At 73.7% G+C, this 14,145-nt stretch carries 12 protein-coding genes; 6 read left to right on the forward strand and 6 right to left on the reverse strand.

Annotated features, from left to right (window positions below; genetic code table 11):
- Positions 1-85 precede the first annotated feature (85 nt).
- Positions 86-1,297: an MFS transporter gene (locus tag ABZ479_RS24745; protein ID WP_500463594.1), complete on the forward strand. Its 1,212-nt coding sequence runs from the start codon at positions 86-88 to the stop codon at positions 1,295-1,297.
- Here the strand turns inward: ABZ479_RS24745 and ABZ479_RS24750 are convergent.
- Entirely contained in the window at positions 1,275-2,162 is an 888-nt protein-coding gene (locus ABZ479_RS24750; RefSeq protein ID WP_500463595.1) for a winged helix-turn-helix transcriptional regulator, read from the reverse strand. The two genes, ABZ479_RS24745 and ABZ479_RS24750, sit on opposite strands and share 23 nt — an antisense overlap.
- Before the next feature lie 66 nt (positions 2,163-2,228).
- On the opposite strand from ABZ479_RS24750, the gene ABZ479_RS24755 reads away from it, so the two are divergent.
- Both ABZ479_RS24755 and dapD read left to right on the forward strand, forming a co-directional pair.
- Entirely contained in the window at positions 2,229-3,494 is a 1,266-nt protein-coding gene (locus ABZ479_RS24755) for an MFS transporter (protein WP_500463596.1), read from the forward strand.
- A 10-nt stretch (positions 3,495-3,504) separates the two neighbouring features.
- On the forward strand, positions 3,505-4,497 hold the full coding sequence (gene dapD, locus ABZ479_RS24760; protein WP_500463597.1) for a 2,3,4,5-tetrahydropyridine-2,6-dicarboxylate N-succinyltransferase: 993 nt from the start codon (positions 3,505-3,507) through the stop codon (positions 4,495-4,497).
- A 108-nt stretch (positions 4,498-4,605) separates the two neighbouring features.
- Here dapD and ABZ479_RS24765 read toward each other — a convergent pair whose 3' ends face one another.
- Together ABZ479_RS24765 and ABZ479_RS24770 are read right to left on the reverse strand one after the other, a co-directional pair.
- Positions 4,606-5,064 carry a DUF4279 domain-containing protein gene (locus ABZ479_RS24765; protein WP_500463598.1) on the reverse strand — a complete coding sequence of 153 codons (459 nt, stop codon included), beginning with the start codon at positions 5,062-5,064 and terminating at the stop codon, positions 4,606-4,608.
- A 150-nt stretch (positions 5,065-5,214) separates the two neighbouring features.
- On the reverse strand, positions 5,215-5,721 hold the full coding sequence (locus tag ABZ479_RS24770) for a GNAT family N-acetyltransferase (RefSeq protein ID WP_499606160.1): 507 nt from the start codon (positions 5,719-5,721) through the stop codon (positions 5,215-5,217).
- A gap of 185 nt (positions 5,722-5,906) precedes the next feature.
- On the opposite strand from ABZ479_RS24770, the gene ABZ479_RS24775 reads away from it, so the two are divergent.
- Positions 5,907-6,641: a rhomboid family intramembrane serine protease gene (locus ABZ479_RS24775; protein ID WP_500463599.1), complete on the forward strand. Its 735-nt coding sequence runs from the start codon at positions 5,907-5,909 to the stop codon at positions 6,639-6,641.
- A 31-nt stretch (positions 6,642-6,672) separates the two neighbouring features.
- Here the strand turns inward: ABZ479_RS24775 and ABZ479_RS24780 are convergent, their stop codons facing one another.
- Both ABZ479_RS24780 and ABZ479_RS24785 read right to left on the reverse strand, forming a co-directional pair.
- A complete protein-coding gene (locus ABZ479_RS24780; RefSeq protein WP_500463600.1) occupies positions 6,673-8,400 on the reverse strand; it encodes a dolichyl-phosphate-mannose--protein mannosyltransferase in 1,728 nt (575 codons plus the stop codon).
- Between the two features lie 100 nt (positions 8,401-8,500).
- A complete protein-coding gene (locus tag ABZ479_RS24785; protein ID WP_500463601.1) occupies positions 8,501-9,088 on the reverse strand; it encodes a suppressor of fused domain protein in 588 nt (195 codons plus the stop codon).
- Positions 9,089-9,437: 349 nt separating this feature from the next.
- Between ABZ479_RS24785 and ABZ479_RS24790 the strand changes: the two genes are divergently transcribed.
- Entirely contained in the window at positions 9,438-10,970 is a 1,533-nt protein-coding gene (locus ABZ479_RS24790; RefSeq protein WP_500463602.1) for a hypothetical protein, read from the forward strand.
- 165 nt (positions 10,971-11,135) lie between these two features.
- On the forward strand, positions 11,136-12,602 hold the full coding sequence (locus ABZ479_RS24795) for an alkaline phosphatase PhoX (RefSeq protein ID WP_500463603.1): 1,467 nt from the start codon (positions 11,136-11,138) through the stop codon (positions 12,600-12,602).
- A 68-nt stretch (positions 12,603-12,670) separates the two neighbouring features.
- On the opposite strand, the gene ABZ479_RS24800 is transcribed toward ABZ479_RS24795, so the two are convergent.
- Positions 12,671-13,882, reverse strand: coding sequence for a TerD family protein (locus ABZ479_RS24800; RefSeq protein ID WP_500463677.1), 1,212 nt, complete (start codon positions 13,880-13,882; stop codon positions 12,671-12,673).
- Between the last annotated feature and the right edge of the window lie 263 nt (positions 13,883-14,145).

The raw sequence follows: 14,145 nt of genomic DNA on the forward strand, positions 1-14,145 counted from the left end.
TCCGGCATCCTCACGCGCCGCATTCACGCCTTCACGTGATCGATTCTTGTAAGGCGTCGATCGGAGGGCCGTAATGAAGCAGGCGATGAAGGACATACCGAAGGTGGTGTGGCTCCTTGCCACCGGGATGTTCTTCGTGGCGGCGGTGAGCTTCACCTTCGTCTACCTCTTCGTCTACCTGACCGGCCCCCGCGGGCTCAGCACCTCCCAGGCCGGGCTCATCGCCGGTGTCGGCGGCATCGGCATGGTCGCCGGTAACTTCAGCGGCGGCTGGTTCGGCGACCGCTTCGGCCACCGCCGCACCCTCATCACCGGCATGGTCGTGTCCGGTCTCGGCCTGGCGGCGCTGCCGCTGACGCCGACCGTCGCCCTCGCGGTGGTCTTCCCGGTCGCCCAGTACGCCACCGGCGTCACCCGGGCCTCCAACTCGGCGCTCATCGCCTTCTCCGTGCCCGAGGGCTCCCGCCGCCAGGGCTTCGCCCTGCTGCGCTTCATGGCCAACCTCGGCGTCACCGTGGGCCCGCCGCTCGGGGCGCTGATCGCCACCACGGTCTCGTACGACTGGCTCTTCGTCGCCGACGGCCTCGGCATGCTCTTCTTCGGCGTCTACGCGCATTTCATCCTGCCGGCGAACGGCAACCACCGGCCCAAGGGCGCCACCTCGCCCGACGCGCCGGGCCTGTGGACCGCGCTGCGCGCCCGGCCCGCCGTCCTGGTGCTGCTCGCCGCGATCCTGGTGGCCGACACCATCTACCGCCAGCAGTACTCCACGCTGCCCGTGTTCCTGAAGGACCACGGCATCGGCACCGGCGTCTACGGCGCCCTCATCGCCGTCAACGGCGCCCTGGTCATCCTCCTCGAACTCCCGGTGACCGTCGCGCTGCGCCGGCGCGCCCCGCTGCCGATCATCGGACTCGGCGTGGTCCTGGTCGGCCTCGGCTTCGCCGCGCTCACCACCGGCCACTGGTACGTCGCGGCCGCCGTCGTGATGATGGTGCTGCTGACCGTCGGCGACATCCTCTACAAGTCGCCGTCCACCGCCTACGTCGCCGACAACGCCCCCGACCACCTGCAGGGCCGCTTCCAGAGCATGTACGCCGGAGCCTCCATCAGCGGCGTGGTGCTGGCGGCCCCGCTCGGCGGCGTGCTCTACGAGACCGCGCCGGACGCGCTGTGGCCGCTGTGCGCCGTCCTCGGCGTCGTCGCCGGCGCGGCCGTGCTCGGCGCCCAGCGGCTGCCGGGCGTACGCGACGCGGCCGCCGAACCGGACGCGGTCAAGGCCGCGACGCAGTCCTGACCGCGTCGAGTGCCTCCGCCACGCTCGCCGCGACGTCCGTGACCGGGTAGAACACCCGCCGGACCACCCGGTCCGCGCCGACCACCAGCGTCAGCCGCTTCAGCCGCACCGCGCCGCCCGCCCGGAAGGTCGGCAGCCGCAGCGCCGCCGACAGGGTCAGTTCGGCGTCCGACAGCAGGGGGAAGCGCAGCCGTTCCCGCCGGGCGAACTCCGCCTGCTCGTCGGGGCGCTGGGCGCTCACCCCGTGCACGGCCGCGCCCGCCGCGGCGAACTCCGCCTGCCGGTCGCGGTAGGTGCAGGACTCCAGCGTGCAGCCCGCCGCGCCCGGGATGTCGCCCCAGCCCGGGGGGTAGGACGCGGGGCTCGCGTAGGCGCCGGGGAAGCAGTACAGGACGGTGAACGGCTGCTCCGCGGCCACCGGGTCGCGCATTTCGCCGTCCGGGCCCGCGGGCAGCAGCAGTTCCGGCACCCGGGTGCCCGTCAGCGCGTGGACCCGCTCCGCCTCGCGTGAGCCGTCCGCCGCGGTGCCGGTGGTCGCGCCGTCGCCCAGCACCCACTGGTCGCCCCAGTCCTGGAGGGCGATCAGCACCGGCATCAGGGCCCGGCCGCGGGGGGTGAGCCGGTACGCGTACCGCACCGGGCGTTCCTGGTAGGGCTCGCGGGCCAGCACGTCCGCGTCGACCAGCAGGCGCAGCCGTTCGGCCAGCACCTTGCGGGACACCCCGAGTTCGCGCTGCAGGTCGTCGAAGCGCTCCACGCCGCGGGCGGCGTCCCGCACGATCAGCAGCGTCCACCAGTCGCCGACCACGTCGAGGGCCTGCGCGATGGAGCAGTTCGCGTCACCTGGTTCTGTGCGGCGGGCCATGCCGCTATCCTGCCACCCGGGAGTGAGTTCCCAAAAGGAACTCACAGGGTGGATGGGGGTGCGGGCATGCGCGAGGTGCCCAGGGTCGTCTGGTCGCTGGCCGCGGGGGTCTTCACGAACGCGGTCGTGAGCTTCACGTTCGTCTACCTCTTCGTCTGGCTGACCGCGGTACGCGGCCTGCCCGTCCCCGAGGCCGGACTGATCGCCGGCACGGGCGGGGTGGGCCTCGTCGCCGGCAACTTCACCGGCGGCTGGTTCGGCGACCACCTCGGGCACCGCCGGGTCCTGCTCGCCGGGTCCGCCGTCTCCGGCGCCGGGCTCGTCCTGCTGCCCGCCCTGCCCACCGCCGCGCTGCTGCCCGTCCTGCTGCTCGCGCAGTACGCGGCCGGCACCGTACGCGCCGCCAACTCCGCGCTCGTCGCCGTGTCCGTGCCCGAGGGCGCGCGCCGCCAGGGCTTCGCCGTGCTCCGCTTCGCCTCCAACGCGGGCTTCACCATCGGGCCGCCGCTCGGCGCGCTCCTGGCCGCGCACACCTCGTACACCTGGCTCTTCGTCGCCGACGGCATCGGCACCCTGCTCTTCGCCGGCTACGCCGCGCTCGCGCTGCCCGCCCAGGGCGCCCGCCGGGACCGCGCCGCGCGCCCAGACCGCGCCGGCGGGCTGTGGGCGGCACTGCGCGCCCGGCCCGCCGTGATGGTGCTGCTGGTGACGATCCTGGTCGCCGACACCGTCTACCGGCAGCAGTACTCCACCCTGCCCGTCTGGCTCGCCGACCACGGCATCGGCACCGGCGCGTACGGCTGGCTGATCGCCGTCAACGGCGGCGTCATCCTCTGCCTGGAGATCCCCGCCACCGTCGCCCTGCGCCGCCGCCCGCCGCTGCCGATCATCGGCACCGGGCTCGTCCTGGTCGGCGCCGGCTACGCCGCCCTGGCCGGCGGGCCGTACATCGGCACGGCGGCGACCATGATGCTGCTCCTCACGGCGGGCGAGATCCTCTACAAGACCACCGCCACCGCCTACGTCGCCGACAACGCCCCCGACCACCTGCAGGGCCGCTTCCAGTCCCTGTACGCGGGGGCCTCCGTCAGCGGCACCGTCCTCGCCCCGCCCCTCGGCGGCGCCCTCTACGACGCCGCGCCCGGTGCGCTCTGGCCGGTCTGCGCGGTGCTGGCCGCGCTCAGCGGGGCGGTGGTGCTGGCGGCCGCCGCGCGGTGGCGGCACGACGCGGGGAAGGGCGCCGGCCGGGTCGTGGCGGGGGCGGTGACGGGCCGGGCGCGGCGGCGTTCCGGATGGCGGGCCGGTTGGGCAAGCGCGGGACGCAACGACTAGCGTTCGACCCATGACTGAAACGACCGCCACCTCTCGCGCCACCGGTGCCGTTGCCGCAGGCCTCGCCACGATCGCCGACGACGGCACCGTCCTCGACACCTGGTTCCCCGCGCCCGAGCTCGTGGCGGCCCCCGGCCCCGCCGGGACCGAACGCCTCACCGCGGACCAGGCCGCCGAACTGCTCGGCGACGCCGCCCCCAAGGCCCTGGGACCGGACCCGCGCCGCGGCGTCGAGGTCGTCGCCGTGCGCACCGTCATCGCCTCGACCGACGACAAGCCGCTCGACGCGCACGACGCCTACCTGCGCCTGCACCTGCTGAGCCACCGCCTGGTCAAGCCCAACGGCCAGAACCTGGACGGCATCTTCGGCCTCCTGGCCAACGTCGCCTGGACCTCGCTCGGCCCCGTCCCCGCCGGGAACGTCGAGCGCGCCCGCCTCGCCGCCCGCGCGGAGGGGCTGCACCTGTCCGTCCACGGCGTCGACAAGTTCCCGCGCATGACGGACTACGTCGTCCCCTCCGGCGTCCGCATCGCCGACGCCGACCGCGTCCGCCTCGGCGCCCACCTCGCGTCGGGCACGACCGTGATGCACGAGGGCTTCTGCAACTTCAACGCCGGCACGCTGGGCACCTCCATGGTCGAGGGGCGCATCAGCCAGGGCGTCATCGTCGGGGACGGCTCCGACATCGGCGGCGGCGCCTCGATCATGGGCACCCTCTCCGGCGGCGGCAAGACCGTCGTCTCCATCGGCGAGCGCTGCCTCCTCGGCGCCGAGGCCGGCATCGGCATCTCCCTGGGCGACGACTGCGTCGTCGAGGCCGGCCTCTACGTCACGGCCGGCACCCGGGTCTGCCTCCCCGACGAGACCATCGTCAAGGCGAAGGAGCTCTCCGGCGCGAACAACCTCCTCTTCCGCCGCAACTCCATCACCGGCACGGTCGAGGTCCTGCAGCGCAAGGGCTCCTGGGGCGGGCTGAACGAGATCCTCCACAGCCACAACTGACCGCGTACGGTCCGGCGTCCCGGGACCCCGGACCGCGCCGGCCGAGGTGACGAGCGCCCTTCCGCCGCCGATGACGGCCCGGGAGGGCGCTCGCGCGTCCGGTCGCGTTCAGTCCTCGTCCGGGCCGGAGGTCATGTCGTACTCGTCCACGTCGATTTCGGCACCGACGGCGGCGAGGAAGTCCAGGACCTCGCGGTCCAGGTGCCAGCCGAAGAGGTTCGGGCCGTCCGGGGCCCCGGGAGGGGTCCGGTCCGCGTCCTCGAAGCAGCGCACCACCTGGAGCACGGCCCCGCCGCCCTCGGCGGCCAGGCGGGCGGCGAGTGCGGCGATGCCGGCGGTGTGGGGCCGCAGCCTGTCGAGGACGCGGGCGATCTGCTCGTCCACGCACACGTCCGGATCCGCGCACGCGACTTTCCACGAGTGGTCGACCGGGAGCACCGTCGGCCCCGCGCGGCGACTGCCCCGCACCGACACCTTGTCGGGGCTGACGCCGAGCCGCTCGGTGATCTCGTGTGCAGGGGTGTGGCGGCTGTACAGGGCGAAGTACACGTGCTGACGGACGGGCATCCGCGAGATTCTACCCCCGGACTCGGGGTGGCGCCGGTCCGTGGGGAGGTCACAACAGGTTGGGCGTCGGGAATGGGCTCGCCACCATCCCGAGGGGTGAGCGCTCGCATCATGGGCCTCGCGTACAGGCTGCCTCGCGCGGGACCGGCGCTACGCGTGCGGGGTCGCGTCGGGCGTGGCTGCGGCTGTCGCGGGCGGGAGGGGGAGACGGAGGACGATCTCGCCGTCGTCGATGTCGCCGGTGGGTTCGAAGCCGAACTTGCGGTAGAAGGGCCAGGGCTCGCCGTCGCCGGGCTCGTAGCTGGTCAGCAGTTCCGTGGCGCCGTCCGCGCGGACCAGGTCGACGATCTGGGTGAGCACCTCGCGGCCGATCCCGTGTCCCTGGTGGTGCTTGTCGATCAGGAGGCGCCAGATGAAGTGGCGTCCCTGGTACGGGCCGGACGGCGGTTTCCACGAGAGCATCACGAAGCCGACCGGCTCGTCGCCGCGGTACACGGCGCGGTACCAGGGGCCGGCGTCCGGCATCTTCGCGGCCTGCTTCAGCGACAGCGACACGGAGGCGACGAACTGCTTCTGCTTGTTCCGGACGCGGAGGGCACGGACGGCTTCCCGGTTCTCGTCGGTGATCTCCCGGAGGTGCACGTCTGAGGACGCCATGCCACACCCTCTCCCTGCTCGCCAGGCAACACGTCCCCGCAGCGTATGCGGCCCGCAGGGTCCGCAGGGGGACTGGCACGCCGGGCTCAGCCGTGGGGCTTGGGCGGAACTGGTTGCCTGGGGCACCATGTGACCCGCGGGGTTCGTGGTGTGGGCGGTCGGGGACCGCCGGGGAGGGACGTGTCATGGGTGGGGCGGAGCGGGACGGGTCGGGTTCGGGAGCGGTACGGCCGGAGGAGATGATCGCGGAGGCGCGCAAGGCGTTCTTCGTGATGTTCGGCTTCCTGGCGGTCGTCTGGCTGCTGCAACTGGCCAACTACGCGGGCCACTACGCGCTCTCGCGGGACTACGGGGTGGTCTCCGGCGACGTCGGCACCCTGCCGGACGTCCTCACCGCGCCGTTCCTGCACTGGAGCTGGGCGCACATCGAGAGCAACTCCGGTCCCTTGTTCGTGTTCGGTTTCCTCGCCGCGTACCGCGGGGTGGGCCGCTTCCTCGCGCTGAGCCTGCTCGTCGCGGTGACCAGCGGCCTCGCGGTGTGGTTCTTCGAGCAGGGCAACGCCGACACCGTCGGCGCCAGCGGCCTGATCTTCGGCTACTTCGGCTACGTCGTGGTCCGCGGGCTCTTCGACCGGCACCTGATCGACACCCTCATCGGCATCGTGATGGCGGCGTCCTTCGCCTACATGCTCACGGTCGCCGTGCCCGGGACGCCCGGGGTGAGCTGGCTGGGCCACCTCGGCGGGCTGGTCGGGGGCCTGGTGGGGGCCTGGCTCTTCCGCGACCGGCGCGCCCGCGGCGACCGCCCGGCCCGCGGGGGCGGCGGGCCCGCCGCGGTGACCCGCGGCGGCCTCCCGGTCCCCGCCGACAACCCGCGCGCGGGCCTGCACAAGGAACTGGACGACCTGGGCCTGCTCTAGGAACGCCGCCTCCGCGCGGGCCCGGGCCGCATCAGATCCAGGTGTTGAGCCACATGCGGGCGTGCCAGTCGTCGTAGGGGATCGTCCGCCCCGTGTAGATCGGGAAGAAGTAGATGAAGTTCCAGACGATCAGCAGGACGAGCACGCCCGCGGCCACCGCCCCGTAGGCGCGGCGGCGTTCGGTCGCCCCGGCCCGGCCCAGCAGTGCGCCGATCGCCATGGCGAGGGCGAGGCAGACGTAGGGGAGGAAGACGACGGCGTAGAAGGAGAAGATCGTGCGGTTCTGGTAGTGGAACCACGGCAGGTAACCCGCGGCGACCGCGCACAGGACGGCGCCCGCCCGCCAGTCGCGGCGCATCGCCCAGCGGTAGAGCAGGTAGACGAGGGCGAAGCAGCCCGCCCACCACAGCAGGGGCGTGCCGAGGGCCAGGATCTCCCGTGAGCAGTTCGCGGTGCCGCAGCCGTCCTGCCCCAGCTTGGGGGACTCGTAGAAGAAGGACACCGGACGGCCGAGGACCAGCCAGCTCCACGGGTTGGACTGGTAGGGGTGCGGGTCGTCCAGGCCGACGTTGAACTGGTAGACCCCGTACTCGTAGTGCCACAGGCTGCGCAGCGGCGCCGGGATCCACGACCACGTGCCGCCCCGGCCGTCGGCCCAGTGCCGGCCGTAGCCGTCGTCGCTGAGGAACCAGCCGGTCCAGGTCACCAGGTACGCCAGCACGGCGACCGGGACGACGGACAGGAACGACCAGCCGAGGTCGTGGCGGAGCACCGCGCGGAAGGGCCGGCGGGCCCCGGCCAGGCGGCGGGCGCCGACGTCCCACAGGACGGTCAGCAGCAGGAAGAACGCCAGGTAGTACAGGCCGTTCCACTTGACGCCGGAGGCGAGGCCCAGGAGCGCGCCGGCGGAGAGCCGCCAGGGCCGCAGGCCGGTCCCGGCGCGGGCCGCGGCGGCGGGGTCGGGACCGGCGAAGCCGTCCTCGTCCACGGGGAGGGCCGCGGCGAGCCGGGCCCGCGCGCGGTCGCGGTCGATCAGCAGGCAGCCGAACGCCGCCAGCACGAAGAACATGACGACCACGTCGAGCAGGGCGACCCGGCTCATCACGAAGTGCAGGCCGTCCACCGCCATCAGCCCACCGGCCAGGCAGCCCAGCGCCGTGGAGCGGAACAGGCGGCGGCCGATGCGGCACAGCATCAGCACCGACAGCGTGCCGAGCACCGCCACCATGAAGCGCCAGCCCAGCGGGTTCAGGCCGAACATCCACTCGCCGAGCGCGATCACCCACTTGCCCATCGGCGGGTGCGCCATGAAGTGGGCGGTCTCGGAGAGGGGGATGACCTGGGGGTCCCCGAGGATCTGCGGGTCCGAGACCTTGCGGTCGGGCCAGCCGCCCTCGTAGCCGAGCTGGAGCAGGGACCAGGAGTCCTTGGCGTAGAACGTCTCGTCGAAGACGATCGCGTGCGGGCTGCCGAGGCCCACGAAGCGCAGCGCGCCGGCGAGGACGGCGACCAGGACGGGGCCGAGCCAGCCCATGGCCCGTGCGGCGCGGTGCGCCCGCGCCGGGCCGAGGCCCAGGGCCCGCCACACGCGGGTACCCGGTTCCGGGAACGGCGGGACCAGCCGCTCGCGGGTGTCGGTGCGGGGGCGGGGGCTGTGGCCGAACCGGCGGAGTCGCAGCGGCCAGTCAGCGGCGGTCGCCGCCCGGGGGTCGCCGGCGTCGTCGTCGGTGCGGTCCGGCGTAGCGGTGTCCGTCGTCACCCGGACATCCTAGGGACGTTGTCGGATCGTCATACCGGCCCCCGTGTTCGAGGGACCCGGTGCCGGTCCCGGGCGGCGCCGCGGTCGCCCGCCGCCCGGCTCAGACCACCGGCTGCCGGTGCAGGTCCAGGGGACGGATTCCGGCGTCGTCGAAGCGCTGCTCCAGCGCCTCGGTGCCGTGCTCGCGGCGGAAGGCGATCTCGGAAGCGGTCACCGGCAGCAGCCACAGCAGGCGGGCGTGGCCGCCCGGCAGGTGGCACACCTCCAAGTCGGGGCCGTGCAGGTACGGGAGGCTGACCAGGATGTGGTCGCAGGCAGAACCGGGGATCCAGGGTTCGCCGACCGGGAGGCTGTGGCCCACGTCGAGCGGGTGCGGGGAGGGGCCGCAGTGGTAGTGGGCGGTCATGGCGATCAGGTCGGCGAACCGGGGGTCGGCGACGGGGGCGGTCAGGACGAACTCGATGCCGTGGCCGTCGCGGTCGTCCGGGGACCAGCAGCCGGCCGTCACATAGGTCCAGTGGTCACCGCGAGGACCCGGGCCCACCTCGATGATCCGCAGGCCGGGGACCGTGCCGCGCCGTCCGTCGCCCAGGTCGTGGGCGGCCGTGCCCACCGGGTGGCCCGTGAAGAACCTCCGCACGTGCCGGTCGACCGCATCGTGCGCCGCGTCCGTACCGCTCGTCGTCATGGCGGGGATCATGACAGGTCTTCGCACACCCCCTCGCGCCGGGCGGCGTGCGGGGGGCTCACGTGCGCCCGGTCGTGCGCCGGTGATTCGGGCCGCCGGGGCGTACGCACCGGGGGCAGGGTCGGGGGTGGGGCCGGGGTTGGGGCGGGAGTGACGTCGCTGACGGGTGGAACGGCCGGGCACGTCCGGTGGGCCGCCCCGACCCGTTCAATGCCGACGGATCGCGCGTCCGTTGCGGTAACGGCGGGTGACGGAAGGCCGAAGCGCACCCACCGGCCGCCCACACGTCTAGGCTGGTGCTGCGCGTTCGGGCGCCCCCCCACGACACCGCTGCATAGGAGACCCCGCCATGGCCGCTGACCGCCTCGACCTGCCGCCGGTGAGGCTGCTGCCCGAGGAGGAGCTGGCGCGGTTCGCACTCGCCGTACCGCTCCTCGACCGCGCGGTACGACTGGCGCGCTGGTGCGCGCCGCACGTGACCGTCGACGCGATGGGGGAGCTGACCGCGGAGGACGTCCCGCGCGCCGTCCGTGAGCTGGGCCTGGAGGACGAGCCGGACGGCCCGGCGGAGGCGGCGCAGGCCTGGGGCGTGGCCGTGGACGCCGGACTCGTCGACCTCGAGATCGAGGACGGCCCGGACGAGGACGACGAGGAGACCGGCGCCGGCATCGTGGCCCTGGACGAGCCCGCTGGGCGCGCCGTGCCCGGCGAGGCGCTGCGGCGGCTGGACGCGGGCGGGCCGCGCGAGGTGCTGGAGGTGTGGCTGGCCGCGCTGGACACGGCGCTGGCCGAGGCCGCGACCCCCGACCTCGACGGCCTGATGGAGGAACTGGGCCCGGACGGCGAGGTCGACCTGGGTTCCCTGGACTGGGACCCGGAGGAGGAGGCCGAGTTCCTCGACGGCGCGCTCGCCAACCTCTACCTCTTCACCGCCATGGAGGACTCCGGCGGCGACGCCAAGGACGCCGTGCCGCTGCCGGTGCTGGCCGCCTCCCTCGTCGTCCCCGAGGACGTCGAGGAGCCGAGCGACGCCCTGCTGGAGGACGTCACCGAGGTGATGATGCGCCTCGACGAGCACTTCCGGCTCCTCACGACCACCGGGCTGCTGGAGTACCAGCCCCTGGACGAGGCGCTGATCGAGGAGGCCGAGTCGGAGGACGACGGCCCCGCCGAGGGCGCGGCGGTCTTCCCGGACGAGATCGGGCCGGAGGAGGTCTCCCGCTACGGTCTCGTGCGGCTGACGCCGCTCGGCCTGTACGGCGTGCGGACCCGGCTGGTCGACGCCGGCATGCACGCCCCGGTCGCCGGGGACCTGGCCGGGGAACCGGCCACGGTCCTCCTGGAGGCGCTGTTCCAGTACCCGGACCAGATCGCCCGCCGGGAGGCCGACGCGTGGCTCGGCAACCGCAAGCCGTACGACGCGGCCCGCGAGCTGCTGGAGGCGGCGCGCGGCGAGGACCGCAACGCGCCCGGCCGCCGGCTGGTGGCCCAGCAGACCCTGAGCCTGCTCGGCGACGAGGCCGAGCCGGCCCTGCGCGAGGTCCTGGCCGACCGCCAGCTCGGCGGACTGGCCCGGGTCTGGCTGACGGAGCGCGAGGCGGCGGACGTCCCGGCACCCGACGAGGACATGATCTTCTGGCTCACCGTCGACACCATCGCCGCGCAGCTCGACGCCGACGACGACCCCGAGTTGCTGCGCGAACTGGTCACCGACCTCGTCGCCCGGCACGACGGGTTCTTCTCCGCCGCCTGGCGGGTGGACCACCCGGCGACCGCCGACGTGCTGGAGGCCATGGGGCGCATCCACCCCGACAAGCGGCTGGCCAAGGAGGCGCGCAAGGCCGCGTTCAAGGCCCGTTCGGCGGGAACCACGGCGCCCTGAGCGGCCCGCGGCCCTCCTCGCGGACCCCGCGGGGAGGGCGCGCGGGAGGCCCGAACGCTGCAGGGAATGGGCGCCGGAATGTCCCGCTCAGTTCAACTCCCGTTCGCCGCGGGACGGGAGCGTGACTGCGGCAGAGCACCGACCTTGTGGCCTCAGGAGAGAACGATGCCTCTCACCCGCAGAGACTTCGCCAAGCGCACGGCGATCACCGGCGCCGGAGTCGCGCTGGCCGGAACCGTCGACGTCCTCGCGACCGCACCCGGCGCCCTCGCCGCCGAGGCACCGGCCACCGCCGCCGAGGCCGGCGCCTCCCGGCACCACGGCGGGCTGGGCTACGGCGAGCTGGTGCCGGACCCCAAGGGCATCCTCGCCCTGCCCAAGGGCTTCTCCTACCGGGTCATCACCCGGACCGGCGTCACCAAGCTGGAGTCCGGCGAGTCGACCCCCTCCAACCACGACGGCACCGCCACCTTCGAGGGCCTGCGCGGCGCCACGCTGCTCGCCAACAACCACGAGCTGGCCGGCGCCCGCGCCGACTGGCCGCACCCCGTCCCGCTGACCGAGGGCCTGGTCTACGACTCCGGCGCGGCGGGCGGCGTGACCATCGTCGAGGTCGCCCAGCACGGCGGCCACGTCGTGGAGTGGGTCGGCGTGGCCGGCACCGCCACCAACTGCGCCGGCGGCCGCACTCCTTGGGGCACCTGGCTGACCTGCGAGGAGACCGAGGACAAGGCCGGCAAGAACGGCTTCCTGAAGGACCACGGCTACGTCTTCGAGGTCGACCCGTACGACCGCAGGGCCAACCGCGACCCCAAGCCGATCAAGGCCCTGGGCCGCTACGCGCACGAGGCGGTCGTCGTCGACCCCAAGCGCGGCCACCTCTTCCTCACCGAGGACGCCTCCAACCCCAACGGCCTGTTCTTCCGCTGGACCCCGCCGGCCGGCTTCCACCACGGCCGCGGCAGGCTGCGCGCGCTGCCCGAGGACGCGGGCGTGCTGCAGGCCTTCAAGTGCTACGACTCGGGCGGCAGGTTCGTGGACGACCTGTCCCGCGCCACGAAGATCGGCGTGGTCTACGGCGTGGACTGGGTGGACGTCCCGGACCGCGACGCGAAGACGACCTCCGTCCGCAAGCAGTTCGCGGCCGGTGAGGTCACCCGGGCCCGCAAGCTGGAGGGCATGTGGTGGGGCGACGGCGGCGTGTACGTCGTCTCCTCCTACGCCCGCGAGGAGAGCCCGGGCGCGTCCCACGACGGTGCCGTGTGGTTCTACGACCCCAAGCGCCGCACCCTGACCCTCAAGGTCCTGCTGGGCGTCAACCCCGACCCGTCGGCCGACGGCGCCTTCGACGGCCCCGACAACATCACCGTCTCGCCCTACGGCGGCCTGGTCATCGCCGAGGACGGCGAGGGCGTGCAGCACCTGTTCGGCGCGCTCGGCGACGGCCGTACCTACCCGATCGCCCGCAACGAGCTCAACATCGGCACCGCGGAGGAGCCGGAGTACAGCGAGTTCACCGGGGTGACCTTCTCGCCCGACGGCAGGACGCTGTTCGCCAACATCCAGGACCCGGGCATCATGCTGGCCGTCACCGGCCCCTGGCGCCGCCAGGGCCACGGCGGAGCCTGCTGAGACCCGACCGCGTCACCCGCGCCCGGTGGTCCGTGCCCTGCACGGACCACCGGGCGCGCCCGCGTCGCTCAGAGCGCCTGCGCGGCGGGCTTGACCATGCCCTTGACGGTGCGGGAGTCGACGAAGTCGCCCATCGCCGTCATCTCCCACTCGCCGGAGAACTGGCGGATGAACTTGGCCATCATCACGCCCGTGCGCGGCTCGGCGCCGGTGAGGTCGAAGCGCACCAGCTCCTCGCCCGTCGTGCCGTCCATCAGCCGGCAATAGGCCTTGGCCACCTGGTTGAACTTCTGGCCGGAGAAGGAGTTCACGGTGAAGACCAGCCCGGTGACCTCGGGCGGCAGCCCGCCGAGGTGGACGGTGATGACCTCGTCGTCGCCCGCGCCCTCGCCGGTGAGGTTGTCGCCGGAGTGCTGGACCGCGCCGTTGAGGATCGTGAGCCGGCCGAAGTAGCAGGACTCGATGTGGTTGCGCTGCGGCCCGTACGCGATGACCGAGGCGTCCAGGTCGATGTCCTTGCCGCGGTAGGCGGGCTCCCAGCCCAGGCCCATGCGGACCGAGGCCATCAGCGGCTTGCCGCCCTTGACCAGGGAGACCGTCTGGTGCTTCTGGAGGTTGACGCGGCCCTTGTCCAGGTTGATCTTGCCCGTGCCGGTCGGCGGGGCGGGCGGGGCCGGGGGCGCGGCCGGGGGTGCGGGGGGCGGCGTCACGGCGGCCGCCGCCGGGGCGGGCGGCGGGGGAGCCATGGGCGGCGCCTGGGGCGGTGCCTGCGGCGCGGCGGCCGCGGGCTCTTCCACGGAGACGCCGAAGTCGGTGGCGATGCCCGCAAGACCGTTCGCGTACCCCTGGCCGACCGCGCGGGCCTTCCAGGCGCCGGAGCGGCGGTAGACCTCCACCACCACGAGCGCGGTCTCGCTGCTCAGCCCGGACGGGGTGAAGGTGGCGAGGACGGTGCCGCTGTCGGCGTCCCGCAGCGTCGCCGTCGGCTCGGTGCCGGCGAAGGTGGCCCCGGGCGCGTCGGGGCTCGCCGTCACGACGATCTTCTCGATGCCGGCGGGCACGGCCGCGGTGTCGACCGTGATGGCGTCGGGGGAGGTGCCGCCACCGGACCGGTAGGTCACACCCGGCCCCGCGGGCTGGTTGTAGAAGACGAAGTCGTCGTCGGATCGCACCTTGCCGTCGGCGGCGATCAGGAGGCCCGAGACGTCCAGCCGCACGGGCGCGGATACCTCCACTGTCACGCGCGCCGCGGAGAGCGGGATGTTCGAGCCGGGTGTCATTGCGGTCATGTTCCGCTTAACGATCGTTACGGGTTTACGGTTCCATTACCGAACGGGCTTTTCACGTGTCACGCATCGCGGTGGTCGGCGGGTGGCGGTCCCGGCGGGCCTGGCCGACGAAGGCGGAGGCGGCCGGGGTGCGCGATGTCGTGGCGGAGCGGTTCGGCCGGGTGGACGTGCCGGCCCGCAACGCGGGCGGGGACGTCGCGCTCGCGCACCGGCTCGCCTCCCCGGGCGCCGCCCACGTCACCGCGCGAATCCTC

The organism is Streptomyces sp. NPDC005722, from assembly GCF_040630935.1.
Classification (GTDB): Bacteria; Actinomycetota; Actinomycetes; order Streptomycetales; family Streptomycetaceae; genus Actinacidiphila.